This is a genomic window from Haloarcula sp. K1, assembly GCF_001647155.1.
Lineage (GTDB): Archaea > Halobacteriota > Halobacteria > Halobacteriales > Haloarculaceae > Haloarcula > Haloarcula hispanica.
In genome coordinates, this window is record NZ_LRHL01000006.1 from 25606 (window position 1) to 48700 (window position 23095).

Annotated in this window: 23 protein-coding genes and 3 pseudogenes; 11 read left to right on the forward strand and 15 right to left on the reverse strand. The window is 55.4% G+C overall.

From position 1 onward, the window contains the following. Window positions 1–87: 87 nt before the first annotated feature. The 5 genes from AV929_RS03095 to AV929_RS03115 all read right to left on the reverse strand — a co-directional run bounded on the left by AV929_RS03095 (window position 88) and on the right by AV929_RS03115 (window position 9076). Window positions 88–855 (reverse strand): ABC transporter ATP-binding protein, encoded by a 768-nt coding sequence (locus AV929_RS03095; RefSeq protein ID WP_064287405.1) that lies wholly within the window; start codon window positions 853–855, stop codon window positions 88–90. Beyond that, the gene (locus tag AV929_RS03100) at window positions 852–1676 is read right to left on the reverse strand and encodes an ABC transporter permease (protein WP_080510018.1); all 825 of its coding nucleotides are present in this window, start codon (window positions 1674–1676) and stop codon (window positions 852–854) included. The genes AV929_RS03095 and AV929_RS03100 overlap by 4 nt, the downstream gene beginning before the upstream one ends. A 1-nt stretch (window position 1677) precedes the next feature. Next, complete coding sequence (locus tag AV929_RS03105; RefSeq protein WP_225306845.1) at window positions 1678–2613, reverse strand: ABC transporter substrate-binding protein; 936 nt, start codon at window positions 2611–2613, stop codon at window positions 1678–1680. 262 nt (window positions 2614–2875) lie between these two features. Then, window positions 2876–3829 (reverse strand): hypothetical protein, encoded by a 954-nt coding sequence (locus tag AV929_RS21670; RefSeq protein WP_155120708.1) that lies wholly within the window; start codon window positions 3827–3829, stop codon window positions 2876–2878. 24 nt (window positions 3830–3853) lie between these two features. Continuing rightward, complete coding sequence (locus AV929_RS03115; protein WP_064287408.1) at window positions 3854–9076, reverse strand: S8 family serine peptidase; 5223 nt, start codon at window positions 9074–9076, stop codon at window positions 3854–3856. 382 nt (window positions 9077–9458) lie between these two features. Between AV929_RS03115 and AV929_RS21675 the strand changes: the two genes are divergently transcribed. After that, window positions 9459–9695 (forward strand): hypothetical protein, encoded by a 237-nt coding sequence (locus AV929_RS21675; protein ID WP_155120709.1) that lies wholly within the window; start codon window positions 9459–9461, stop codon window positions 9693–9695. 241 nt (window positions 9696–9936) lie between these two features. Here the strand turns inward: AV929_RS21675 and AV929_RS22190 are convergent, their stop codons facing one another. The 3 genes from AV929_RS22190 to AV929_RS21680 form a co-directional block, all read right to left on the reverse strand. Further along, window positions 9937–10083: a hypothetical protein gene (locus AV929_RS22190; RefSeq protein ID WP_196219969.1), complete on the reverse strand. Its 147-nt coding sequence runs from the start codon at window positions 10081–10083 to the stop codon at window positions 9937–9939. Window positions 10084–10381: 298 nt separating this feature from the next. Continuing rightward, complete coding sequence (locus tag AV929_RS22195) at window positions 10382–10537, reverse strand: hypothetical protein (protein ID WP_196219970.1); 156 nt, start codon at window positions 10535–10537, stop codon at window positions 10382–10384. Window positions 10538–10560: 23 nt separating this feature from the next. Then, entirely contained in the window at window positions 10561–10710 is a 150-nt protein-coding gene (locus tag AV929_RS21680) for a hypothetical protein (protein WP_155120710.1), read from the reverse strand. Between the two features lie 180 nt (window positions 10711–10890). Here AV929_RS21680 and AV929_RS03120 point away from each other — a divergent pair, with 180 nt between their 5' ends. The 4 genes from AV929_RS03120 to AV929_RS22555 all read left to right on the forward strand — a co-directional run bounded on the left by AV929_RS03120 (window position 10891) and on the right by AV929_RS22555 (window position 12442). Beyond that, window positions 10891–11187, forward strand: a complete 297-nt coding sequence (locus tag AV929_RS03120) for a DUF6516 family protein (RefSeq protein WP_064287409.1) — start codon at window positions 10891–10893, stop codon at window positions 11185–11187. Between the two features lie 24 nt (window positions 11188–11211). Beyond that, window positions 11212–11619, forward strand: coding sequence for a transcriptional regulator (locus AV929_RS03125; RefSeq protein WP_064287410.1), 408 nt, complete (start codon window positions 11212–11214; stop codon window positions 11617–11619). 125 nt (window positions 11620–11744) lie between these two features. Beyond that, window positions 11745–12104, forward strand: coding sequence for a helix-turn-helix domain-containing protein (locus AV929_RS03130; protein ID WP_064287411.1), 360 nt, complete (start codon window positions 11745–11747; stop codon window positions 12102–12104). A gap of 128 nt (window positions 12105–12232) precedes the next feature. After that, window positions 12233–12442 carry an ArsR family transcriptional regulator gene (locus AV929_RS22555; RefSeq protein ID WP_230458822.1) on the forward strand — a complete coding sequence of 70 codons (210 nt, stop codon included), beginning with the start codon at window positions 12233–12235 and terminating at the stop codon, window positions 12440–12442. A 375-nt stretch (window positions 12443–12817) separates the two neighbouring features. Here AV929_RS22555 and AV929_RS21685 read toward each other — a convergent pair whose 3' ends face one another. Continuing rightward, on the reverse strand, window positions 12818–14794 hold the full coding sequence (locus AV929_RS21685) for a GAF domain-containing protein (protein WP_255359457.1): 1977 nt from the start codon (window positions 14792–14794) through the stop codon (window positions 12818–12820). A 39-nt stretch (window positions 14795–14833) separates the two neighbouring features. After that, window positions 14834–15253: pseudogene (locus AV929_RS21690) on the reverse strand (response regulator); the annotation flags it as partial. A gap of 451 nt (window positions 15254–15704) precedes the next feature. Between AV929_RS21690 and AV929_RS03145 the strand changes: the two are divergent. Both AV929_RS03145 and AV929_RS03150 read left to right on the forward strand, forming a co-directional pair. Then, the gene (locus AV929_RS03145) at window positions 15705–15995 is read left to right on the forward strand and encodes a hypothetical protein (RefSeq protein WP_064287413.1); all 291 of its coding nucleotides are present in this window, start codon (window positions 15705–15707) and stop codon (window positions 15993–15995) included. Beyond that, window positions 15995–16585 carry a hypothetical protein gene (locus AV929_RS03150; protein WP_230458823.1) on the forward strand — a complete coding sequence of 197 codons (591 nt, stop codon included), beginning with the start codon at window positions 15995–15997 and terminating at the stop codon, window positions 16583–16585. Before AV929_RS03145 ends, AV929_RS03150 begins: the two co-directional genes overlap by 1 nt. A 224-nt stretch (window positions 16586–16809) precedes the next feature. Here the strand turns inward: AV929_RS03150 and AV929_RS03155 are convergent, their stop codons facing one another. The 4 genes and pseudogenes from AV929_RS03155 to AV929_RS21210 form a co-directional block, all read right to left on the reverse strand. Then, window positions 16810–17196, reverse strand: coding sequence for a hypothetical protein (locus AV929_RS03155; RefSeq protein WP_064287414.1), 387 nt, complete (start codon window positions 17194–17196; stop codon window positions 16810–16812). After that, a complete protein-coding gene (locus tag AV929_RS03160) occupies window positions 17189–18055 on the reverse strand; it encodes a ParA family protein (protein ID WP_064287415.1) in 867 nt (288 codons plus the stop codon). Before AV929_RS03160 ends, AV929_RS03155 begins: the two co-directional genes overlap by 8 nt. Before the next feature lie 133 nt (window positions 18056–18188). Next, window positions 18189–18389: pseudogene (locus AV929_RS22560) on the reverse strand (hypothetical protein); the annotation flags it as partial. A 29-nt stretch (window positions 18390–18418) separates the two neighbouring features. Continuing rightward, window positions 18419–18688: a hypothetical protein gene (locus AV929_RS21210; protein WP_230458824.1), complete on the reverse strand. Its 270-nt coding sequence runs from the start codon at window positions 18686–18688 to the stop codon at window positions 18419–18421. Window positions 18689–19197: 509 nt separating this feature from the next. Here AV929_RS21210 and AV929_RS21695 point away from each other — a divergent pair. Then, window positions 19198–19368: a hypothetical protein gene (locus AV929_RS21695; protein ID WP_155120711.1), complete on the forward strand. Its 171-nt coding sequence runs from the start codon at window positions 19198–19200 to the stop codon at window positions 19366–19368. A gap of 318 nt (window positions 19369–19686) precedes the next feature. Here the strand turns inward: AV929_RS21695 and AV929_RS03170 are convergent, their stop codons facing one another. After that, window positions 19687–20871 (reverse strand): PLP-dependent aspartate aminotransferase family protein, encoded by a 1185-nt coding sequence (locus AV929_RS03170; RefSeq protein WP_064287417.1) that lies wholly within the window; start codon window positions 20869–20871, stop codon window positions 19687–19689. A gap of 199 nt (window positions 20872–21070) precedes the next feature. Between AV929_RS03170 and AV929_RS03175 the strand changes: the two genes are divergently transcribed. The 3 genes and pseudogenes from AV929_RS03175 (at window position 21071) to AV929_RS22565 (ending at window position 22907) form a co-directional block, all read left to right on the forward strand. Continuing rightward, on the forward strand, window positions 21071–21391 hold the full coding sequence (locus tag AV929_RS03175) for an antibiotic biosynthesis monooxygenase (RefSeq protein WP_064287418.1): 321 nt from the start codon (window positions 21071–21073) through the stop codon (window positions 21389–21391). A gap of 191 nt (window positions 21392–21582) precedes the next feature. After that, window positions 21583–22464: pseudogene (locus tag AV929_RS03180) on the forward strand (IS1595 family transposase). 326 nt (window positions 22465–22790) lie between these two features. Then, on the forward strand, window positions 22791–22907 hold the full coding sequence (locus AV929_RS22565; RefSeq protein WP_230458829.1) for a transposase: 117 nt from the start codon (window positions 22791–22793) through the stop codon (window positions 22905–22907). Window positions 22908–23095 lie beyond the last annotated feature (188 nt).

A 23095-nucleotide genomic window follows, 5' to 3' on the forward strand; every position in this document is an offset into this window, starting at 1 on the left:
GGAACAAGTGACAAAATGCATTGAGTTCCGGATTGACTAATCGAGCCAGCACAATAGCAAAGACTGGACTGGCAAGTGATCCATTCATTACAGCCCATTCTGTTCGATCCGGTGGAATAAGCCCTCGACCCGGTCGACGAACCACTGTTCACTCCGGTCTCGAGGTCGAGATTGCTCGATAACAGTTGTATCCCGGACACGGCCCGGTGTTCCAGAGAGGACAACGATGCGATCCGAGAGCGCAACGGCCTCCTCAATGTCATGAGTTACGAATAACACCGTCTTATCTGTGTCACGCCAGATATCGAGTAGTTCGCGTTGCAGCCGTCGGCGCGTCTGCATATCTACGCTTCCGAACGGTTCATCCAGCAAGAGAATATCGGGGTCCACTGCTAATGCGCGCGCAAGGCCAACCCGCTGTTTCATACCACCAGAGAGTTCCTTGGGGTAAGCCGTGGCAAATTCAGACAACCCGACGAGGTCAAGCATCTCTTGGACTCGGTCCCGCCGCTCAGCATCGGGCACTCCCAACTCTACCGGCCCAAAGCCGACATTCTCCTGGACGGTCAGCCACGGAAACAGGTGGTATGCCTGGAAAACTGTCCCCCGGTTCGGGTCAGGGCCTTTCACTGGTTCCCCTGCAACTGTGATGTCACCGCTTGTCGGTGATTCCAGCCCACTCACGAGTCTGAGTAGCGTCGTCTTTCCGCAGCCAGAGGGGCCAAGCACGGTGACAAACTCGCCGGGCGAGATGGTCAGAGATACGTCACGGAGTGCTATGGTGGTCCCGCTCTCGCCGTCGTACCGCTTGGAAACCCCAGAAACAGAGATTTCGGCGCCTGTATCGTCCCTCATGGTTGCCAGTCAAGGAGGTGGACACGGACTCGCCTTACGGCCCAGTCGCTGAGTAGAAACACTGCGCTAATCGTCAACATATACGCGATGCTTCGTGCCATCGCAAGATTGTTTGCACTTGTGATAATCTCGTAGCCGACACCAGGCGCGCCGAACAGTTCGGCCGCAATCACCATCATCCAGCATTGACCGATGCTTGTACGGACACCAGTCAGAATCTCCGGTAATGCATCTGGGATGACCACCCGCCGCAGTAGCCGCCGGTCGCTGTCGATACCGAGTGTCGCAGCGACTTCCATCAGATCACGAGAAGCGTTTTCAACACCCTCGTAGGCGTTGTAGAACGTGATCCAGAACGCACCAATAAACACGATAAACGCCGCACCAGTGTGACCGAGACCAAGCCAGATGATGGCGAACACGATCCACGCCAGTGGCGGAATCGGGCGAAGCACCCGAACGACGGGAGTGAGGACGTCATCAATGAACCGACTCCAGCCCATACCGACGCCAAGCAGACCGCCAGCCACGACGCCGATAGTGACACCGGGAACGTAATGTAGCAGACTCTCGCCGAGGTGAATAAACAATTGACCACTCATCACTTCCGTCCACAGCGCCCCTATCACTTCGTCAGGTGTCGGCAACAGGTACGATGGTACTTCACGCCCAACCAGCCACCAGACTCCAAGAAACCCGGCGGTTCCCGCAAAGCCACGCCATACCCGCGTGAGGTTCCACTGTCGGCCAAGTGCGCCCGTAGTTGTCGGCTCAGAATGGCTACGAGACGAACCCATTACAGGGTCGAATTCAGTGGCCATCCTATTCGGCGATATTGTCGTAGAGCGACTGTTCGAAGATTGTGTCGGTAGACACCCCACTATCGATCTGGCCAAGTTCTTCCATCTGCTTGACGAACAGCTGCGTACTCTCTGTGATCCCTGAAGGGTCACTAATATAGTTCGATGCCTTCGAGTTGAGGGCTTTTCGGGCAATCTCTGTCGGGAGCTTGTCGCCCTTTGCCTTACTCACGGCCTCCGCCGCGACCGCTGGTTGTTCCTGGATAGTCTCGGTTGCGCGTGTATGCTGAGTGACGACAGACTCCGCGAGGTCCGGGTTCTCGTTCCAGAGGCGGTCGTGCATAAACATGATGCCGCCTGGCTGACCGGACATGAACGAACCCGCCCAGGTGATACGCTTAAAGGGCGCGCCCCTTGCCTCAAGGGCCGTTGGGATGGGTTCCATGATGACAGTGCCGTCGACGTTGCCAGAGAGCAGCGAGCGCTTGACGGGGCTGCCACCAGCCATTGGTTCGACATCGACAATATCTGGGGAGACGCCGAGTTCCTCTCGAAGCCAGTACTGGAGGAGAATAAACGCGACACTCCCCTTTGGGAAGGTGCTAAACTTGAATTTTCGACCCTTCTCCTCACGGAATTTTTGGAAAGCGTCGGCACCGTGTTCATCCCAGAGTGCAGCAAAGTCTTTGTGAGCGAATACGACAAACCCATTTTTGTGGTTAGCAGCTGTGACTTTTCCCGGGACACCCTTACTCTTCATTTTGATCGCAGGGGTAATGCCCATGAAGGCTAAGTCGACATCGCCGTCGGAGTACGCTGAAACAATGGTGAGACCTTCGTTGGCGAAGTTTGTCGCTTCGATAGTAGGGGCTAGCTCCTCAAAATACCCTTCTTGATTCATAACGTGGTACTGGAGGAACGGGAACGGCGGCTTGAACGCAACGTTGAGCGTATCCATGGAGTTCCCGCCGAGTACTGAGGTACAACCGGAGAGGCCGGTAAGTGCACTTGCACCAACCGCCGAACCCGCCTTAGTCAAGAACTGGCGACGGCTCTTGAGGACAGTCATATCGGAACAATCCGAGCTTTTAGGTTGGCCTAAGTTAGGCATGCCTAAAACAACCAACGGGTAGTTAATATAAGCTTTCGTTTCAACCGATCATAATTACCGAGATGCAGCCGAACTACGGAGGACCCGAATGATCCGTCCCGGAATCAGATCAGCTTCTGTTCCGAGACAATAGCACAGCAAACCCCACAGCAATCACTGCCGCCACTAGCCCAAAGCCAGGTCCACTTCTGTCCGACGACTCAGGTACACTATCACCATCATCAGTCGATGCCGAAGTTGCCCCAGTTCTCTCGGTTGTTGTCGAATTGCCTCTTGCAGGTGCTGTGGGCGTAGCCGTGGTTGCTGTTGTATCGTCAATCGTAGTCGTCGGGGTGGCTGTCACTATATTCTCAGTCGTCACATTTCGGTTTCCGACCTCCTGATCACTGTCACCGCTTCCATCGTTGTCTTCACTCCTGTCAGTAGCTCCATCCCTGTCGTCGTCAGTGGGTGCAATACCACCGCCACCGTTGTCCCCCTCTTCACCAGTATCTCCATCTCCACCGCCGTCAGTGGGCGGGCTGTCATTACCATTGCCGTCGTCATCCTCACCGGGATCTCCATCCCCGTCGTCATTAGTGGGAGGACTGTCACTACCACCGCTACCGTTATTCCCACTGTCTCCCTCATCAGGAGGGCTTGGGTCAGTTGTTCCATCGTCAGAGCCAGCGTGCGCCGGCGCATTGAGGTCGATATTGGTTATGTTCCCGCTCGACCACTCTACGGTTTGATTTAGCTTCACATCGTTCACGTAGAACGTGACGGTCGCACCAGCATCGTCACGAGTGCCATTAACTACGAGCTTCTCCGCAGCCACACTGCTGCCGCCAAATGTTCCTGGGGACTCCGTGGTGAGGTTCCCCCGAAGCTCGCCATTGATTTTTGCCGTGATTTCAGTTCCTGCAGGGGCTGGCTCATCATCGATCGTCACGTTGCCGTAGTACGCAGCAGGCGTCGGTGGGGGGTTTACGCCTGCGGCCAGCGTCACGAATGCGGTACCACCGCTGCACACGACTAGTCCTATGGTGAACAGGGCTGCAACAACCCTAGTATGTCGTATCATAGTTGTAAATTTAAGATGGGTGCGTTAGGACGCTGGCACAGTTGTTACTGAGCGTGGGGTTGAAACTTGGTCAGTTTTGTTTGCCTCAGCAGTATGAGTATTGACGCCATCCCTTCGTATGCGCTCAACTGCATCGTCAGCCGCGCTCGAAGTTATATTTCGATGGGATGACGCTGTGTCAGCAACGATATTAGCTGCCGCCGCTTGGATGTTTGCCATAGACGCGGTACCATTTTGGGCTACCACCGCCACTGTCAACTTTCGGTAGATAGCTTGCGATAGCGTTGTTTGTAGCGTCGCATTGTCCATGGAGTCAGCGTTCGCTAACACGTTCGAGACTGATGCAGAGCCATTTAGACGCGGCGCCTCCCTACTGGTGCTATTAGACGCAGTGTTGTTTACCGGGTACAGCCCAACACCTTCGTAGAGTTCTGTCGTCGACGGATTTGGACTAACATATGATGGAAGTGTGCTCTCATTCTCCACGAACACGAAGTAACCCTGATATGGACTTGCATCGGGCACAGTCCCACTTGAGCTGCTTTGGAATCGGTACGTCCCTTCAAAGCTGGTTGCTTGCCCCGGCTGGCTGTTCGGAGCCGCCATCGGTGCAGTTGCCAGGTCTGGTTTAATTGTACCGGCGTCAAAAGCCAAGTCAATCCGATTGTACATCGGTGAACCGACGAAGTTCCAGCCTTCAACAAGGGCAGCCTGAGCCGGTGCATTCGGCGAGTTCGTTCCAACGTGGTGAGTGATCGTCATCCGGCCGTCACTCTCTGCGACCACTGCAAGACCCTGCAGCGGAGCAACCCGGTCATCTCCAGATAACATTTTCCAAGTCTGTGAGTTCGCGTCGAAGCCGTAGACTGCACCCTCAAATCCATCACCAAAGAGATCAGAAACGGTTTGCTCAGTTGGCCCCGGCACACTCACGCTGTATACCTCGCCTCCCGCCAACGTGAGATCAATCCCAAAGCGCCGCGTCTCTGTCGTATTAACCGCTTCCGGTGGAGCCGTGAGGAACGGCTCGTAGACCACATCCCCGGTGACGAAAGACTCGTTGCCCGCTCGTTCTCCGTGGTAGTTCATTGTTGCTCGGAGTGTCGTGTTAAGTCCGGTTCCGAGCGAAGTGTTGGACTCTGAGAGATCGTTGTGATGGATTTCAACCGCTGGAACGTCTGCACGGTCAACCCAGACACCGTATTCTGCATCGATATCGTTACCAGCAATCTCACCTCCAGTGTTCGTTCCCTCGATGTAAACACCTTCAGAGAGGTTCCAGATGTCGTTATTCACTACCGTTGCATTTGTTACGAACGCCTCCAACTGGATGCCAACAGTGTTTGATGCCGACTCATCCATGTCGTGAATCTCGTTGTTACGGAATTGGACGTTGTCTGTCTCAAATGTCGTGAGACCAGCCCCGCTATCGGTGATTTCGTTGTGTTTGATGACCGTATCGCTGGAGGTGTAAACATCCACCCCGGAATCTTGTCCCGAGATAGTTGCGTTAGATACGTGTGCATTGTCTGCCTCACCGACAGTGATACCGATAGCGAGCAGACTTGCCCCGTTTGTGATGTTCACGTCACGGACAATCGCGTTATGCGCGGTCGATCCGGCACCACCGATAAGCACACCGTGGGCAGCACCGTTAACCGAGACATTTTGAATCGTTGCATTCATTCGCTCAACAGCGATACCATCAGGAGCAAACCCTTTCGCATTGACATCGAGTTGTTCGACAGTGACATTCGGCGCGTCAACGTGGACAACTGGATCGTAGAACCCAGCGATGTTCGCCTCAATAGTCGGTCGGGCTGCCGAATCGTGAGCCGTTAAGGTCATGCCAGGTGTCGTAATCTCAACCGGCTTCGTATACGTCCCTGGTGCAATTTCGACGGTTGTCCCCGGTGGGGCCAAGTCAATTGCTGCTTGAATCGTGTCCACATCTTCAGGGACAACAAGTGGCTTCTCATATGCCGCAGTCTGTCCGCTGAGTAGTTCGACAGTCTCGCTATGACCGTCAGCGGTAATGGAAAGTCCGACGCTGCCGACGATGTTCTTCGATGTATTAACTCTGATAGCTACTGTTTCGGTCTCGTTTGGTACGTTATGCCATTCGCCAAACGAGCGCTCGGTTCCATTGACATATAGTGAGAGGTCTGATTTTTCCAGCGTCGTTGATTCCGTTAGTGTGACATTCAAGCGGTCAAGATCATCGGCGGCGACCTCAACGCTGAATGAGCTACCTGGTGAGACGTGTGTTGGCTGTGTAGAAGCAAACCAAGCTGGTGGCTTGCTGTTGGCATACACGACAGCATTCCCCAGAATTTCGTTCGCATCATTGGTCAGGTGTGTATTCCGAACCGTAGACGTACGGCCAAGCGACGAGAGCAACACAGACTGTGTCGACTCATCGATAGCGATACCGGTGCCAGATGTGTCGCTACCATCACCTACCGTTGCAAGTGTCGTCCCCTGATAGCGGTCGAACCACGCGATATCGCCTCGAGATTGGTTATGAATCTGAACGCGCTCACCAGCAGTAGCCACGCCATCAAATAGTGGGTGGCCTGTCACCACTTCAAATACTGGCCGGTCATTCTGTGTCGACTGTCCAGTAACAACCGGATTCTGTGTCGCGTCCGAGAGCGCTGTGATTCCATTGCTTGCGGCACCCCACTGGTCAAGGTACACAACGCCGGTGTCAGGATGATCAGTTGCCGTGGCAAACGCTTCGACATCGGTACCAGATCCGATCTGATTGACAACGAGGACATCGTAACTGTCCGCCTCTGCCATCGCCTCCTCAGGTGTGATAACAGATACGAAGTACTCGTCGGGGACGTTTGTGTCAACCGCTGTTTGAACTTGGTTAGCGTACTCCGAGCCAGTGCTGTCTACAACACCAACGTATACCGGATCAGGTACAACATTCGTTGGACCAGTGGTCAGTGTCGTTGTGTCTCCAAGGCCGGAAAGCGTGTGCGAGAGTCCGAGCTGTCCGTCTGCGTTTGCTGCCGTCTCAACGCGAACTTGAACGACCGTGGCGTCGGAATCGTTTAGCGCGATATCCTCACCAAACGCGCGCTGCTGGCCGTCAACGTATAGCGTCGCATTCTCAGTCGCGGTTCCGGTTCGCGTGATGGTAAGCGTCTCTGCGTGAGCCGTCTCATAGGAGACCGTCGCGGCGTTACCGGATTTAATTTGACCGGTCTGGTTCGTTGTAACGCGTGCGTCTAGAGACGGCGATAACTCTACATTATCGGTTGCCATCATCCCACTGTCAACAGTGACCTCACTCGTCGCTAGCTCGTAGCCAAACTCAGAGGAAGTGACGTTGAACGTACCCGGGAGGGTCCGGACAAGGTAGCTCCCGTTAGTATCTGTCCGTGTCTCGGCACCGTTATCCAAGGTGACTGTGGCATCAGCAATTGGGGCTCCACTCGTGTCTGTGACAGTACCTGTGATGCCTTGCTCGGCGGCGACAGCAGTTGTCGCATCTAAAGCGTCAACAATGCCGTGGCCATAGCGGATGTCCTTATCATCGGGCGCATTCGTTGGTTTCGTCGCGGATTTCCGTAGGGCTGTATCGATTTCCTCCGGTGAGAGATCGCCGCCAGAGGCGGACACCATCAGTGCAACGACGCCAGAGATGTGTGGCGTTGCCATTGAAGTTCCGGATTTCTCGCCGTACTCACCGCCAGGGAGCGTGCTATAGGTTTCGACACCTGGCGCCGCGATGTCTGGCGTGACAAAGCTTGCGGGCCAATCACTAGGCGCAGCGTCACCCCAATCACGCTGGGTCCGTACCACATCACCTCCGGAGAATGGTGCGATGTCTCGGTCTGGGCCCGAGGCCCCAACGGTAGTTGCATCGTAAATGTTTCCGGGAGACGGTGCCGTTTCGGGGCCATGATTGCCAGCTGCTACGACAACGGTAGTGCCAGCATCCTCAGCGTTCCGGATTGGCGGAATGAGCGTGCTGTAGAAGCCGTCAGCACCAAGACTCATACTGATGACATCGGCATCTTCCTCAACAGCCCACTGCATTCCAGCAATGATTTGTGCGAACGACCCCGTGCCCTCAGGGAGGACGAGTCCATGCATCATGGCCGCATCGGGCGCGACGCCGACGGCAGTGCCACTAGCATCACCACCGCCAACGGTACCAGTAACGTGAGTTCCGTGGTCGCTGGTTGCATGCGGGGTTGAGTTTATTACGCGGTCACCGTTTGTGTCGAATTCGGCCCAGCCACCGGGATACGTGGCGTCATTTTGGTTCTCGGTACGAAGACTCAGGTCTGGATGATCAATGTCAGCGCCGGTGTCAAGTACAGCGACCTTCGCCCCAGCACCCCTTGTTCCGTGTTCGGCCCAGACCTCGGGGACATTGAGCTGGTCCAGCCCGTATGTCACGTCACCCGACGCTGAGCCCACAGCGGTTGGCTGTTGTGCCGTGCTATTTGACTGTGCGTTTGTTGTGGAGAGTGCACGGACCTGGTAATTCTTGTGAACATGAGTGACGCTCGGTTGCTTGACAAGCGCGCTAGCGTTAGCTTTCGAGGTGTTGACTCGCATGAGCACCGCATTAGTGATCCAAAATCTATTCACGACTGTGACGCCGTCCGTTGATGCAGCGTAGTCAAGAACTGGCTGCTGGGTCTTGTTAGCGTGAGTGCGAAGTTCGTCGACAACTGCCTTTTTCGAGAGTGTGCCGGCTTCGGGAATCTCGAACTCTTCAACCCGGACGATTACCTCAGTAGTCGATGAGTTGTTGCTGGAGTTGCGTTCCCTGTTACGCTCGGTAACCCCACTGACTGTTGTCTCGTTTTCTAGTGATTCAGTTGTGTTACCTGAAGGCGGCGTTGTCTCGTTTTCTGGTGATTCAGTTGTATTATCTGAAGGTGGCGTCGTCTCGTTTTCTGGTGATTCAGTTGTATTATCTGAAGGTGGCGTCGTCTCGTTTTCTGGTGACTCTGTTATGTTATCTGAAGGAGAGGTCGTCCTGTCATCAGGCGGAGTGTTGGTCCTTTCTGACGGCGGAGCAGAGGTATTGTCAGACTGCTCTGTCTCTGAAGAGTTGCTATCTGTAGAAAGAGTCTGTTCAGTGGAAGTGGTCTGACTGGGCTCCTCAGATTCAGGAACCGCCAGTGCTGCAGCACCCGGGGCGGCAGCACTGGTAATAAGGAGGATCGTAAAAACGACAGCTATGATCTGACTGTAAGTACGCTCCCCCATCATATGTCGTTTCGAGTGTACTTAGCAGTGGGAGAGCGTACACAGGTATCAGGGGGCAATGTATCTGTATGATTTAGCCTTTTGAGTACTGTCGTACCCAGCAGAGTGGCCGTTGAATATTGGGATAGTAGCCCTTGATTCGCGTATTTATTTGCTTCCTGTTCGATATGGTGGTTGTTATTAGGTCTGCGCACACTTTTAGGCTAGCCTTAAAATATAAAAATGTAGCGAAATTTTAGCCCAGCCTAAAATTATGATGTAAATACAAATTTTCGTGGTTTGGTGAATTGGCTGACTACGTTGGCTTTAGCCGTCAGAACTAGCTTTTTGCGCTGCTGGTGCTTACCGGTCTCGGACAGCTTCCATTCAACAGGGAGTACCGGGTATGGGCAGGTGGCCACCCGGGCGATCACCGACAACGGACGAGCAGGTGTTCGTTGAGCGAGGCTACGCGGTCACGGTTCGGGATCACCGGCTGGCGGGACCCGTCGCAGCGACCGAACGGATTCTGGCGTGGTGTAGTGGCCCGACACCCGAGAGTGCGTACATGTGGAGTCTGGCGCGTGCGGAGTACGAGCGGTGGCGTGAAGAGGTTTGCAGTCAGCGATTCTGTGGGGCCTGAAACCCGGCACTCATGCAGCCCTCATACCCCTCATAGCACCGGGCACCCGGTGTGATTGGCGTACAACAAATCACCTCGGAATCCGGAACCACTGCTCTTTGTCACCGACCGTGCGCGCGCCCCCAACGTGCGCGTCGACATTCTCCACGTTACTACAAGAGAACAGAATCGTCTAGAAGAGGCGACCGAACAGCCTATCCACAAGCTCCGCTGGACGGGCAACGGTAAAACGTAGGACTCGTCACTCGTTTTCGAGCGCTGCGTAGATATCTGCGTGGCGACGTCCATCGAGCTTCCCCATTTCAGGCGCAATCTCACGGCGTTCGGCGTCGCTTTCGGCCGCCTGATATCGCTCGTACAACTGACGGACTTCCTCGTCGACCATCATGCGTCCGATTTTTGCAGACTCCTGATTAACCGTTTCTCAACTGCGAGGTTGAATCTCCCTTGTGGGGCCTGCTGGTAGCCGGGACAACACATATATCTCTCACCCCGTGGACGACCCGCAAAAACCTCGCCACTCGTCTGTGCCTGCCGGTGCTGGGCATGAATGTCCGGTCGGTTGTCGGCTTCGGTGCTTGGAGACTGTTCGTCGACGGACTGCTCCTCGGTTCTCATGTTCGAGAAACCCCTCACCCTATTGGGAGACACAAAATTGGTAGTGCAAGTGTGCGGCCGACGGGGACTCAGGCCTCAGCGACGTCCCAGACAGAGAGATGACCGGTAGAACAGACGCCGGCGTGACGCCCGACAGCCATGCAGGGCCCGTACGCTCCGTCGACAGACGCGATGCGCTCGGCGTCGACGATCGGCGCGTCGCACTCGTCGGTTCTGCAGATCATATGGTTGGATGAGTCACTGCACATCACGTCTCGCCCGCCATCGCTTGGTGACGGAGCTCGCCTTCGCCTGGTAGGTCCCAGCCGTGGTACTCGTGAGCGATGTGGCGGGCTCGCTTGACGTTGCCCACGACGCCGGCTGCTGGTGACTGCTGTGCCTCAGTACGCTCTTTCAAAAACTCAGTTTCGATTAATTAACTCTCCGCTACTAAGTGGGTGTCTGCCGGTGCTACACACCATATTCCACATGAAAATCTGGATTGTTTGTTGCGGCTTATATAACAAGTCGTTACTACAACGACTGTTAGCTTAGACCCTAACGTTCTTACTGTTAGGATATAAACTAACAATTATCGATGGGCGATGACGTTGTGGTGCTGGAAGATGAGATTCAAGCCTACGATGACGGGACTGTTGCTCGAGTACGCATCCTTGAGGTGCCCGAGTCTGACCAGTACCCAGACGGCGTCAAGTACGCGTTCCACTACGGAGAGGCTGGTGCTGCGGACCCCATCATCCGGTTCGACAACCACCACGGGCCACATGAACTGCACATCGCGGGACAGGTCTTCGAACTCGAGTTCGACGGATTCCAGCCACTGTATCAAGCGTGGCACGCTGCACTCCCGCCCGAGAAACGCATCGACTGGTAGTACCCCTCACTCACACACGAACCCATGACCCGAACACTCCACATCACGATTGGTACGCGACCCGACCGTAGCGGCCTCGAAGATACCCTTGCAGCAATCGACGAGGGCGAAGACGTCGAAGCAAACCCGTCTCGACTGAGTATCGAAAGTCTCGCGACGTTTGGCCGCCTCTTCCGACCGGCGAATCTGAAACTCTTAACGGCGATCGTCGACCACGAACCGGACAGCATCCGCGAACTCGCACGCATCGTGGACCGCCATCCGCCTGAAGTGACTGCAAACGTCCACGAACTTGCTGACTATGGGCTGATTGAGCTCAAGGACGAGGGACGGGCGAAACGGCCCACCGTCTGGTACGACGAATTCGAGTTCTCTGGTGATGTCCCACTGCAAGGACTCGATACTGGCAATGATACCCCGATTGCGCCGTAAGATCACCCCTGCATCGTAGCATCTTATTTTCAAAGTCGTTACTCCCAATTCCAATCTCAGATACTGCTATCTTGAGTGCCGTTACACCCATTACAGCTATTACTTTCTGTTACAAACTGTGGTGTATGCCCATCGATATCGACCGTTTCGAGGACGGGTCCAGCGAGGACCTCCGCTCGGGCGGCCGGACGAACGCTGAGGAAATCCTCTCGTTCCTGGCTTCCCACCCAGAGCAAGCCTACACGCCTAAAGAAATTCACGAGGCGACGGATGTCGCCCGTGGGAGCGTTGGCGTCGTTCTGTCACGGCTCGAAGACCGTGGTCTCGTACGGCATCGCGGTGACTACTGGGCCATCAGTGATGCCGAGGACATCGAGCAGACCCTCAGTGCGATGGCCACGGCCCGTGCAGCGACTGATCGCCTCGGTTCCGAAGATCCCGACGAATGGGGGCTCGGCAGTGAGGAAGCTGAGGAGCAGGAGTGATGCCCTACGAACAAGGCGATGTCTGGTGGGGGCCTGCGTCACACAAATCGGGGCCATCGTACCGACCCTGAGTCATCGTCAGCGACAGCTCGCATCCGTTCGCACACACGGAATGTATCGCCCTCGCGATGACAACCCAGCAGCACTCCGGCGCAATCGCCGTCCCAGACGATGCGTGGCTCGAGGGCGGTTCAGACGCAGATGCCTACATCTCACCGTGGTACACGACGACGATCAAGCATCGCGACTTTGACCGCCAGCAAGGGACGCTAGAACCGTCGCTTGTCGGCGAAGCAGTGGCGGAATTACATCGATATACACCGGCACCTGACACCTGACCCTTATCGCCGCCAAAGGGCGGCTATCCAAACCGATGGCACCAACTGGCCGATGTCTGTGCTCCCTTCTGATTCTGTGAAAATATGGTCGGTCGCAGAATCCGGCAGAAGCGATTCTGTGTGACTTGTTCTCACGATGCTGCATACGCGCGCGCGGGTATTAAGGCGAAACACACGACATATCTGGGTGCTGGCGTGGTTGGCCGACCGTCCTGCTGTCGGACGATAGACGACACTCACATTGGCAACGACATGATGCAGGTCCACCGCCACTTCGGTCTAATCATGGTAACTGTGGACCGTCTGAGGCAGGCAGTGGCCGATATATCGGATCTACCGGAACAATAGCAGAAACGGAGACGAGGCTTAGAAAATCTATTCAGCGGCGGACTCGACATTGGTGATTTCGAAGCGGGCTCCGCCCTCGGAGCTGTCGGTTGCCTGAATATCCCAGCCGTGGGCTTGAGCGATCTGTTTGACGATGCTCAGGCCAAAACCAGTTCCGTCCTCGGCAGTCGAGAACGCTGGCTCGAACACGTCGTCTCGCTCGTCTTCAGGGATGCCCGGCCCGTCGTCTTCAACGTAGAATCCGTCTTCTAACTCACCAATAGTGATCGTCACGTTTTCGCCACCGTGTTCGATCGCGTTGCGCAGAAGGTTTTCTAGAAGTTGCTGGAGACGACTCCGGTCGGCCTGAATTCGCCGGGTAATCTCGGTCGTGAGTGTTGCCTCAGCCGTGGCCACGTTCTTCCAGCAGGTCTCCGTGAGACTCGCCACATCGACTGATTCAAGCTCACGAACTGCGTCGCCTTCGCGGGCAAGCGTCAGCAGGTCTTCGATCAGCTCGGTCATCCGGCTATGTGCCCGCATCACGCCGTCAAGATGCCCACTATCGCACTCCTCGCGGGCCAACTCCAGCCGCCCCTGGGCGACGTTCAACGGATTCCGCAAGTCGTGGGAAACAATCGATGCGAACTGCTCCAGTTGCTCATTTTGCGCTTGGAGCCGTTCGTTTACCTGTTGTCGCTGTAGTTCGTGGCTCACCCAGTTACTCATCAGATCGACCAGCGTTTCCTCCCACTCGGAAAACCGGCTGGCTCGTGAGTCCGTGTCGTAAAAACAGAACGTCCCGTAGACCTCGTCCTCAACGAAAATGGGAGACCCGATATAGCACGAGATGCCCCACTCGGTGAAGCCAGCCCGGTCCGTTTCTCCCGGGGCGTCCCGTTCGACGTTTTCGAGAACGAGCGTCTGTTCGGTGCTGGCCACAATCTCGCAGTTGGTTGCCGACACAGGCACGACATCATTTGGCTGGATGCTCTCGCTGTCCGCATCTACGAACTTGAACACGTACTCCTCGCCGCGGATCTCCGAGAGGGTTCCGTACTCGACGTCCAGTTCTGCCCGTCCGAGTTCGAGGAGCGCCTGAACTTGGTCTTCAAACGAACTGTGCCGGTTTGAAATAATATCGTACATCTCACGGAGGACGTGCTCGCGCCGTCTCCGGTCAGTCACATCGTGCACTGCACCACGAACTGTCACGACTTTGCCGTCCTCAATGACTGGCTCACCGCGAATGTCGAACCAGCGAATCTCACCGTCGGATCGTCGAAACCGAGCTTCCACGGCAAAGGATTCGCCAGCTCCAAGCGCCTCCTCAACTGCGCTCTGAACCCGTGGCCGATCTTCTTCAACGTAAACATCGAGAGCATCCTCCAGGGGTGGTTCTTCCTCATCTTCCCAACCCAGCATTTCGAACAAGTGATCTGACCAATACACGTCCTGGGTCTCGGGATCGACCTCCCAGCTGCCAACGTCAGCAATACCTTCGGTATGTCGAAGCAGGTCGCGTGCTCGTTCGAGTTCAGACGTGCGCTTGATGCGCTCCCGAGTCCGTAATACCTGCTGGACGAGGTCGGCGATGTCATTCGCGAACTCTGTTTCGTCATCGGTCCACTCTCGGGGGCCCCCAACGTGTTCATGACAGACCACGCCGACAACAGTACCTTCAGAACGGATCGTCGAATCCAGCAGCGCTTGTACGTCGTGTTTTTCAAGATAGTCTCTGAGTTCAGCCGTCCGTGGGTCTTCAATCGCATTGTGGGCGACGATCGACCGGTTTGATTCGAGTGCCTCGACGTATGCGGGGTAGTTCTCTACGTCAAGTTCCATAGTACTCTCGTGGATACCAGATGGCTTGTCGAAATGATCCACGCACTGAAGCGTGTCATGGTCATCATCGAAGAGCCAGACGTTAATCCGGGGAACGTCCAACACGTCAGCGGCGGTTTCGGTGATCCGTTCGAGTGCTGTTTCAAAATCACCTGCAATTGTGGTCTTGTCCGTTGTCAATTCGAGTAGTGCGTCCCCCTGGCGTTTCTGTCGCTCTCGTCGACGGCGTCGTTCACGATTTACACGATACTGCTCGACAGCGTTTCGAATGCGGTTGGAGAGGACAGTGTACTGGCTGGTACCGGACTGTTTTTGCAGATAGTCGGTTGCGCCCGCAGAGATGGCGCTACTGGCGATTTCTTCGCTACCCTTGCCGGTATAAAGAATGAACGGTAGATCGGGATACTCCTCACGGACGGATTCGAGGAATTCGATTCCATTCTGATCAGGCATATCATGATCGGAGATGATACAATCAAAATCACTCTCGGCAAGGCGAGTGTGTCCTTCGCTCACGCTCGTCTCGGTTTAGACCGCAAACCGATCATCTTCGCGTTCAAGAAACTCTGAGGCCATCTCCGCGAATCCCGGCTCGTCATCGACGTGGAGAATGCGAATTCTGTTGGAGAGGACTCCCATTACGTTGGAGATTCTATGCCCCGTTAAATAAGTATTTGATAGCCATTCACATAGTATAGATACCACATAGATTGAGACGCTCATTCAATCTTGAACGCTGCCAAGAGCAGTGTCGCTCATTGTGATGGAGTAACGGTCACTCTGCAGCTATTGCGACCAGCCCCGCGAGAACCGACCAGACGATCCCACCTGATGGGGTCCGCTGCCGAACTCGACTTTGTTGGCAATATTATTTCACCATTCAAACATATGGCCGGCCTCAGAATCGGCCGGTAGCGGCTTCGAACTGCTGACTCCCAATCCCGCCCCTGCACGCGCGGGTATTAAATGAACTGGAGGGGGGAGGGGATGGATAACTGCATTTCTTGCCGCTACTTTGCTGGTGCTTACTCGACACGGCTTCGCCGAAACACTCTAGGAAATCCGGCTAGTCAACTTGACATATATGGCTATGACTGATCCCGATTCACAGACCCCGATGCACGAACGCCAGGCTGACCTCGTCGCCGCACTCGATCTGGATGAGTTCTCGGCGGACGCCTATACGTCGGCACCGTATCTCGAAGCGGCTCTCGAGGCCGGCTTCGATGTCATCGACCTCGCCACCGCACACGATGTCTCGAAGCGCTCCATCTACCGCGTGCTGGACCGCCACGATATCGACTACGAAACGCCGCCGAAGAACGGCCCTGCCCGCCGGCTCTGGAACGCCCATCCCGACACGGTGCCCGGTGATGACTGATGGGTGCGACCGACGCAACTGCGACTGCCGACGCTGGCTTAGACTCGGCGCTTGTCGAGACAATCCAGCGCATCGAGAAAGGTGATGTCCTCGTCGTCAACGGCGACTCCCGAACCTGGGATGTCACGGATGTCGTCGACCGGTCCATCGAAGACCCGAACGACGCTCGTGAGTCCAAGCGCGTGTGCCGACTGTCCTGTGGCGCGTCGGTGTTCGGCCTGGAACTCGTCGCGTATCCGGACCGCTACACAGCATCGCTGCATGTGCTTGCGACCGAGGACTGGACCGAGGACGGCCAAGTGTTCGAGGTTCACGATGTCGAGATACTCTCCCAGCAAGTTCCGTGGGTGGTCGTGACCGGCGGCGCAGACCGCTACCACTTCCCGGCCCCACAGGCAGCTGCGTTCGGTGAAGCACAGCCGGCCTGTGGCGGCGGCAACCCTGGGGCTTCGTATCGCGTTGTCCGTTCCAACACCGTCCGGCCCACATACTCGGGCTGTAAGGACTGTCTGCGCTATGAGAAGCCCGTTGCGCTCGAGTCGGTCACGTGTCCGTCGTGTTCAAAAGCGATCTACCACGGGATTCTCTAGGGCGGTGCGGTGGGTGCCGTCGACGGGCTGTCGATTACGTGTCCACGGTGTGGCTTCGAGGGTGTGGTGGAAGCCACTCTCGAACGCTGACCCTGAGGGTGAAGTAGCTGCTGTTGTGTTCCGTTGGATAAACCATATCTGGATATGTGAAATCTCTTGAGTGCCTACAGCAATCTCTATAGGATATCATACAGCAAATGCTACAGCAGAACCTATAGGAAAGGCTATAGGCCTTTCGTTGCTTGCTTTCGCACCGCCTCGCGGACGGCTTCGAACTGCTCTGGGGCTGCCTCCTGAAAGCCCACCCGCAGCGCCAGCCGAAGCACCGAGCTTCGATCCGTTTCAGTCTCCTCGATATCGAGTTGTTCTTGGAGGCCGTTGCCGACCGCATCCAGATGTTCGGGGTTGCCCTCGAGCGCTCGAATGAACGCGGCGAGCTGGCCATCCCACACACTGACAGTTTTCTGCTGGTCGCCGGCGTCGATCGTCTCGAGTTCGTCGACGATATCGTCGACGAGGTCCTGTCGGTCCACCTCCTTCGCTGCGGAGTCCAGCCGATCACCCTGTGACGTCTGTGCTTTGAGATCCTCAAGGTCTGGGTCGTCACTCATCGGTCTCACCCTCCAGTTGTTCGACGAGGGCACTTGCGGCTTCGAGATAGACTTCACGGGCCCGACCTGCCGTTGTCGAGGGTTCAGCTATAGCGAAGGCGGTCTCGCCGCTTTCGGCGGCATTGCGGATGTCCTGTGAGTACGGGATGTAAGCGGGTGCAATCGCATCGGGATATGCCGTCTGGAATGATTCGAGATACTCCTCGGCGAGATTGGTCCGTGTATCGACCTTGTTCGGGAGTACCAGTGAGAGGTCGATGTCGACTTCAAAGTTCTCTGCGATTTTTTCGAGGTCCACGCGGAGAGCGTTTGCCTGCTCGGCTTCAAACGGCCCCATCTCGACCGGCGTGATGACGTGCCGTGCCGCCCAGAGCCCGTTGTAGGAGACGTTGTTGGTCATGCCCGGCAGGTCGATGAGGACGACATCGTACGAGAGCGGGTCGACGTACTCGTCGAGGAACTGCTCAAGCCGACTGTAGCGCTCACGAGCATCGTCGATGTTCCCGAGTTCAGCATCTAGCGTGTCCAGCCCAGGGTGGGCAGGGATGAGGTCCGGTCCCTCATCGGTTGCGATGACCAAATCAGCGACGGCGTCGTCACCGAGCTTCCCGGCGATGGTGTCCCAGGCATCGTCGAAGACTGTGCTGATGTTCGGCCACGCCTCATCAGCGTCAATCTGGTCTCGGTACTGCCCCCAGACCCCGAAGTGTTTCGCGAGGTCGCCTTGCTTCCCGGCGAGGTCGATGAGGAGCACCTCGTGACCCTGTTCGCTGAGTGCGACGCCGAGGTGGGCCGTTGTGGTTGTCTTCCCAGTGCCGCCCTTATCGAGGAACGCGGCGGCGCGTAGTGTCTCTGTCATGTGGCTATAGTAGTTCCTATAGGATACTCTGTAGGCATAAATCTACGTCAGACATCTGCTGAGGAGGAGATATAGCAAATCCTATAGGATCTCCTATAGGAGAGGTTTTCGCGTGACAGGTGGTCTGAAGTCACCGCTCCTCACGCGTGTATTCACACCACTCCGAGAGGTATTGAAGGGCGTCTCCGCCAACGTAACCTTCTCTGCCTCACCATCAGCCTCGACAACAGCCACGGCGAACTCGTAGCTGTCCCAGTAATGGGCGGCACCCCCGCCATCGACGCCCAAGAGGAGCGGCCGACCTTGGTGTGAGTAGTTCGCGTGCGGTACGATCAGTACAGACACCTCACCAATCGCTTGGCACTATGCAGCCACAGACCAAATTCCAGCAATAACTGCGATTAGAGCCAGCACTACCGTAGACCACACTATTCGGTCGTCAGGAATTGAATCAGACGGATTGGATGAGAGAACAACTTCATACACTGCACCGAATACCATCCCAGTTCCGCCAATTGACAGGAGCACTGGAGCGAGGGACACTTCCCCTGAAATGACACTGGCCAGACCACTGAAACCGAGGATGCCGCCGCAAACGGTCATCGAGCCGTGGTAGAGGAGGGCTTTGCTCATACTTCTAGACTAGTCAGATCAGTACAAACATCTTTTCTCCCTGACAGTCGGTGTTCACTCCGCACACCCACTGAGCGGATAGTTCCCTCCGGAAGTCATGACACAAACTACCCTGTGAACTGTTCTATGACATCGTAAGTAGGCATACTTCTGCTTCGCCCAGCCGTCTGCCACACGCTGCAAGGGACCGACTGCCGGCGGGAGTCCAGTCGTGTCCCTCTCGTCTCCAACCGCGCGCGACTCCGATATGTGTAGCCATTCACAGTGAGTTCCCTTTTCGGTCCCGTACAAGACTGATGGTAGAAGAGGACTGAAGGAGCCGTGCTATCGACGAACGCCGATAAAGCTAGAAGCGTTCCGATCTGATCGGTGTCTCGGGGAGCCTTAGCATAGAGAGTACCGTGTCTATGCCAGTATTGTTGCTTCGGACTGGGATATCGAACCGGCTGTCCGGTGACATTCTGGTTCCACCCCAACGCTTATTCAATAATAACTGGTTTGCCAACTATATGAGCGAGGAATCGGCACGGATCTACAATCGAGCACGCCGAAACGGGGTTTGCTCAGTTGAGGCGTGGAAGGACCTGCAATCTCTCTCCGAGGATATCGACTGGGATGTTGAGCGGATGCTGTCTGAGTCTCCTCAATCTACTGATGCGGACCGTGAACTGCCACAGTAAGTTCTGAATGGATGTTTTTGACTCGAATATCTGGATATTCGGCCTGACACAGACGTGTGAGGAAACGGTTTCGCTCGTCGACAAAGCGATCCAAAGTGCCTATCACGTCGGTGTGAGCGCATATATTTTCGAAGAAGTGATGCACAATCTCCAGCGTTCGGATCACGACCAGAAACTAATCGAGCGAGTGCAAACCCGCTTTGCTGACATCGTCTACGGAAAATTGACCTTATCCCGACGCCGCCTGTGGATTCACCAAGACATTTTCGTTTCTGTACTACTCTAACCAGTGACAGGCTGAGATAAATAGAATTGAGATTACGGTAGTGCCGTCCGAAGATCTTTGCAGAGGTCATCGGCGTCTTCGAGGCCAACAGATACCCGAACCAACGTTTCGGGAATCTCTGCCGAGTCCGCACTCCGACTGAACTCATCGGGGAGCATTAGTGATGGCACTTCAACAAGGCTCTCGACCCCGCCAAGACTGGCTCCAGGCGTGAATACCTCCAGTCCTTCGATGAACGCCTCAAGTTCGATGAGGGCCCCATCAAACTCGAAGGATAGCATTCCGCTGTATCCCGACATCTGCTCACTCGCCAGTTCGTGTTGTGGGTGGCTCTCAAGACCCGGATAGTAGACACGAGCGACCTGATCGTGGCTTTCGAGGAACCGGGCGACTTCCATCGCGTTCTTTTCATGATGTTCCATCCGCGCGGGCAACGTCTTGATGCCTCGTGCAACGAGATAGCAGTCGAACGGCGAAAGCATATTCCCAAGCCCAACCCGCTGTGCGAACGCCAATTGCTCGAAAACCTCATCGTCGTCGGTGATAACGGCACCACCGATTGAGTCCGAGTGCCCGTTGAGATACTTGGTGGTGCTGTGAACGACGACGTCAGCGCCCAGTTCAAGTGGAGCTTGATAGTACGGACTCGCAAATGTACTGTCCACACCGAACAGAGTATCGTGGTCAACGGCGATGTCGGCTATCGTTTGGATATCGCACAACCTAATTAAGGGGTTCGACGGTGTTTCTGCCCAGATCAAGTCGGTGTCAGCGTTGACTGCATCGGCGACGTTGTCCGGGTCACGGGCGTCAACGAAGTCGATGTCAACGTCGAGATGTCCGGCCATATGTTCGGTGAGCAGTTTTTCGCTTCCGCTATAGATGGTGTCCGAGGAAACGACGTGGCCTCCCGGAGGGACCAGCGACAGCATCGTCGTCGATGTGGCGGCCATTCCGGAGGCGAACGCCAATGCGTGCTCGCCGCCTTCGAGGCGGGCTAACTGCTCTTCGAGAGCTTCCCGCGTCGGATTGCTCTCGCGGGAATAGTCGTGTTCGTTGGCGTTCTCTCCGCTGCCCCACTCGAACGTAGCCGAGAGGTGGACCGGCGGGACGATATCGTTCGTCCCGCCTCTGTGAGGATGGGTCTCGGTTTCCGCTGATCCAACTGCGATGGTTGCGAATCGATTCCTGTCGGAATGGCTTTCATATTGTGTCATTATATCATCACCATAGGCTACGTGGATCCGGTTTAGAGGGGCATTTATAGAAATGTTCTCAGTTGCGGAGAAAATTGTGAAGTTCCCGGTGGGTGGACAAAAAGCAAATCTAACTTGACCGAGGTCACCAAGTTAGTTGTTACTCGTGGTCTGATCCAAGGGAAAGCATCTTGTTCATGTGGACGAGTGCATAGTTCTGATGTATTTAGTAACGTTCCGTCTCGCTCCAGGTGAGTACGATGCAGAGTTTCACGAATTGAATGATGCGGTACAAAAGGCTGCTGAGGACTCAGAAGGATATCTGGGCAAGCAGACGTGGCATGCACCGGATAATGACGAAATCCTTGTCGTCTACTACTGGGAATCATTGGATGCGCTTGCAACGTTTGGGGCGAATGGGGACCACAAACGTGCAAAACAGCGGTGGACTGAGTGGTACGACGCTTATGAAGTCACCATTACAGAAGTAATTGAGACATATGGAAGTGGATTCTGCGAGGATGCAAGTCCGATTGCGTAGGGGAGCACAAGCTGGTATTGGTCAGTGTACTTGGCAAGCGAATAATCCTCTGTTTTCTGTATTGATCAGTTCATTGGATCAGCAGAATCACCTACTGATATTATGTACGCTCTTGCGAAGTAGATCGTTGATAGCGAGAGCTGCGGCTGAAAGTTGAAGATGGCAAGGGCACCGTGCTAGCGGTGACCGATATGTTCCCAATACGCCGGTTCGTATCGGAGTCGGCTACAGCGGACCTGCTGCAGCAGGTTCGCTGGTGTAATGGTGTCAAATGCCCCGCTACCGTTCTGACCTAACGGTCAGAAACGGCGGCTACCGGCAGTATCAACGATATTTGTGTAAGAATTGCGGTCGGACGTTCAACGACAAGACCGGCACGGTTTTCGCTCACTCAAAACTCCCGCTCAAAGAGTGGCACTTCACGATCTACGTATTCTTACGGTTTAATACGAGCATTCGACAGGTTGAGGCGGAACTCAATCTTTCGTACAGAACAGTGGAGCGGCGCGTCGAGCGCTCTGGGAAGTGCTCGACGCGCCTTCGATCACGCTATCTGGGCCAGTTGAAATCGACGAAGTGTACGTTTCTGCCGGCCTCAAAGGCCGTGAGCACGACTCCAGTTCGTGCTCGCGTGGCCTACTATGCGTGGATGAGGATCGTACGATGGTAACAAACCACCGGTGTTCACACTGGTCGATCGTGGCTGGGATGATCGGTACGTCGTGCCAGCGAAATCCGCCAACGAATCGACCGTTCAACTCCTGCTCGTCAACTACGACCAAGAGTCGATAACCGTCTATACAGATGGATTTCGGGCCTATGATCCGCTCGAAGAATACGACGTATTCACTCTCAAATACGTCGTCCACGGCGACGAAGAATACGCTGACGGCGACATCCACGTCAACACTTGCGAAAGCCACATGTCGCTGACTCGACGGTTGCTCTCACCCCACCAAGGAATGTCAAGAGACAAGCTAACACCATATCATTGATCCTTTGATCTCCGCCGAGAACTCTACAGAAAACCAGGTGATGAAGCGCTCAAACATGCTCTTGACGCCGCCGTTTGAAAACCAACAACGTGCTTCACAAGAGCGTTAATACATTCATTCTGGGGGTCTTTCTCAGCTTACTCGTCTTCATCGTCGTCAGCCTCGGTCTCATCCGACCCTACCTAACGTAGATGAAGTGTTCCAGCCGACGTATCCCTGACGCTGCAACACTCCGTTCGGAGGTCGCTACGTGGGAGTACACACGGACCGAAGGCGAATTTCCGATTGCCTTGAAGGTTACAACTGATGACCCGGACTACGGCGAGTGGATGAACCGCCATCTCCACGCATAGGCGTTCGGCCGGCTTCAACAGCGCATCGAGGACAAAGCACGAAAGGGTGGCATCCCAGTCGAATACGTCCGACCGTGGTACACGGGCCAGACGTGTCACGAGTGCGGCTACGTTGGGTACCGGAACAGCGACAAGTTCCGGTGCCAGAACGATGAGTGTTTGGTGTAGGAGTATCACACAGACATCAATGCGGCGGTCAATATCGCAGACCGCCACGACCCGTGGGTGGGAGCCTGCCGCTGAAACCGGCGGAGGATGACATCACACGGGACGGAACGTCTGTGACAGCGCCACGACCCTCACCGAGCAGAGCCAGCCACAGCAGATAACGCTTGGAGAGGTCGGGTCGGTGCCCC

Excerpts from the sequence above, each read along its gene's own strand:
- AV929_RS03095 (WP_064287405.1), bottom strand. The coding sequence starts at position 855 with ATGAGGGACGATACAGGCGCCGAAATCTCTGTTTCTGGGGTTTCCAAG.
- AV929_RS03100 (WP_080510018.1), bottom strand. The coding sequence starts at position 1,676 with ATGGCCACTGAATTCGACCCTGTAATGGGTTCGTCTCGTAGCCATTCT.
- AV929_RS03105 (WP_225306845.1), bottom strand. The coding sequence starts at position 2,613 with ATGGATACGCTCAACGTTGCGTTCAAGCCGCCGTTCCCGTTCCTCCAG.
- AV929_RS21670 (WP_155120708.1), bottom strand. The coding sequence starts at position 3,829 with ATGATACGACATACTAGGGTTGTTGCAGCCCTGTTCACCATAGGACTA.
- AV929_RS03115 (WP_064287408.1), bottom strand. The coding sequence starts at position 9,076 with ATGATGGGGGAGCGTACTTACAGTCAGATCATAGCTGTCGTTTTTACG.
- AV929_RS21675 (WP_155120709.1), top strand. The coding sequence starts at position 9,459 with ATGGGCAGGTGGCCACCCGGGCGATCACCGACAACGGACGAGCAGGTG.
- AV929_RS22190 (WP_196219969.1), bottom strand. The coding sequence starts at position 10,083 with ATGATGGTCGACGAGGAAGTCCGTCAGTTGTACGAGCGATATCAGGCG.
- AV929_RS22195 (WP_196219970.1), bottom strand. The coding sequence starts at position 10,537 with ATGATCTGCAGAACCGACGAGTGCGACGCGCCGATCGTCGACGCCGAG.
- AV929_RS03120 (WP_064287409.1), top strand. The coding sequence starts at position 10,891 with ATGGGCGATGACGTTGTGGTGCTGGAAGATGAGATTCAAGCCTACGAT.
- AV929_RS03125 (WP_064287410.1), top strand. The coding sequence starts at position 11,212 with ATGACCCGAACACTCCACATCACGATTGGTACGCGACCCGACCGTAGC.
- AV929_RS03130 (WP_064287411.1), top strand. The coding sequence starts at position 11,745 with ATGCCCATCGATATCGACCGTTTCGAGGACGGGTCCAGCGAGGACCTC.
- AV929_RS22555 (WP_230458822.1), top strand. The coding sequence starts at position 12,233 with ATGACAACCCAGCAGCACTCCGGCGCAATCGCCGTCCCAGACGATGCG.
- AV929_RS03145 (WP_064287413.1), top strand. The coding sequence starts at position 15,705 with ATGACTGATCCCGATTCACAGACCCCGATGCACGAACGCCAGGCTGAC.
- AV929_RS03150 (WP_230458823.1), top strand. The coding sequence starts at position 15,995 with ATGGGTGCGACCGACGCAACTGCGACTGCCGACGCTGGCTTAGACTCG.
- AV929_RS03155 (WP_064287414.1), bottom strand. The coding sequence starts at position 17,196 with ATGAGTGACGACCCAGACCTTGAGGATCTCAAAGCACAGACGTCACAG.
- AV929_RS03160 (WP_064287415.1), bottom strand. The coding sequence starts at position 18,055 with ATGACAGAGACACTACGCGCCGCCGCGTTCCTCGATAAGGGCGGCACT.
- AV929_RS21210 (WP_230458824.1), bottom strand. The coding sequence starts at position 18,688 with ATGAGCAAAGCCCTCCTCTACCACGGCTCGATGACCGTTTGCGGCGGC.
- AV929_RS21695 (WP_155120711.1), top strand. The coding sequence starts at position 19,198 with ATGAGCGAGGAATCGGCACGGATCTACAATCGAGCACGCCGAAACGGG.
- AV929_RS03170 (WP_064287417.1), bottom strand. The coding sequence starts at position 20,871 with ATGACACAATATGAAAGCCATTCCGACAGGAATCGATTCGCAACCATC.
- AV929_RS03175 (WP_064287418.1), top strand. The coding sequence starts at position 21,071 with ATGTATTTAGTAACGTTCCGTCTCGCTCCAGGTGAGTACGATGCAGAG.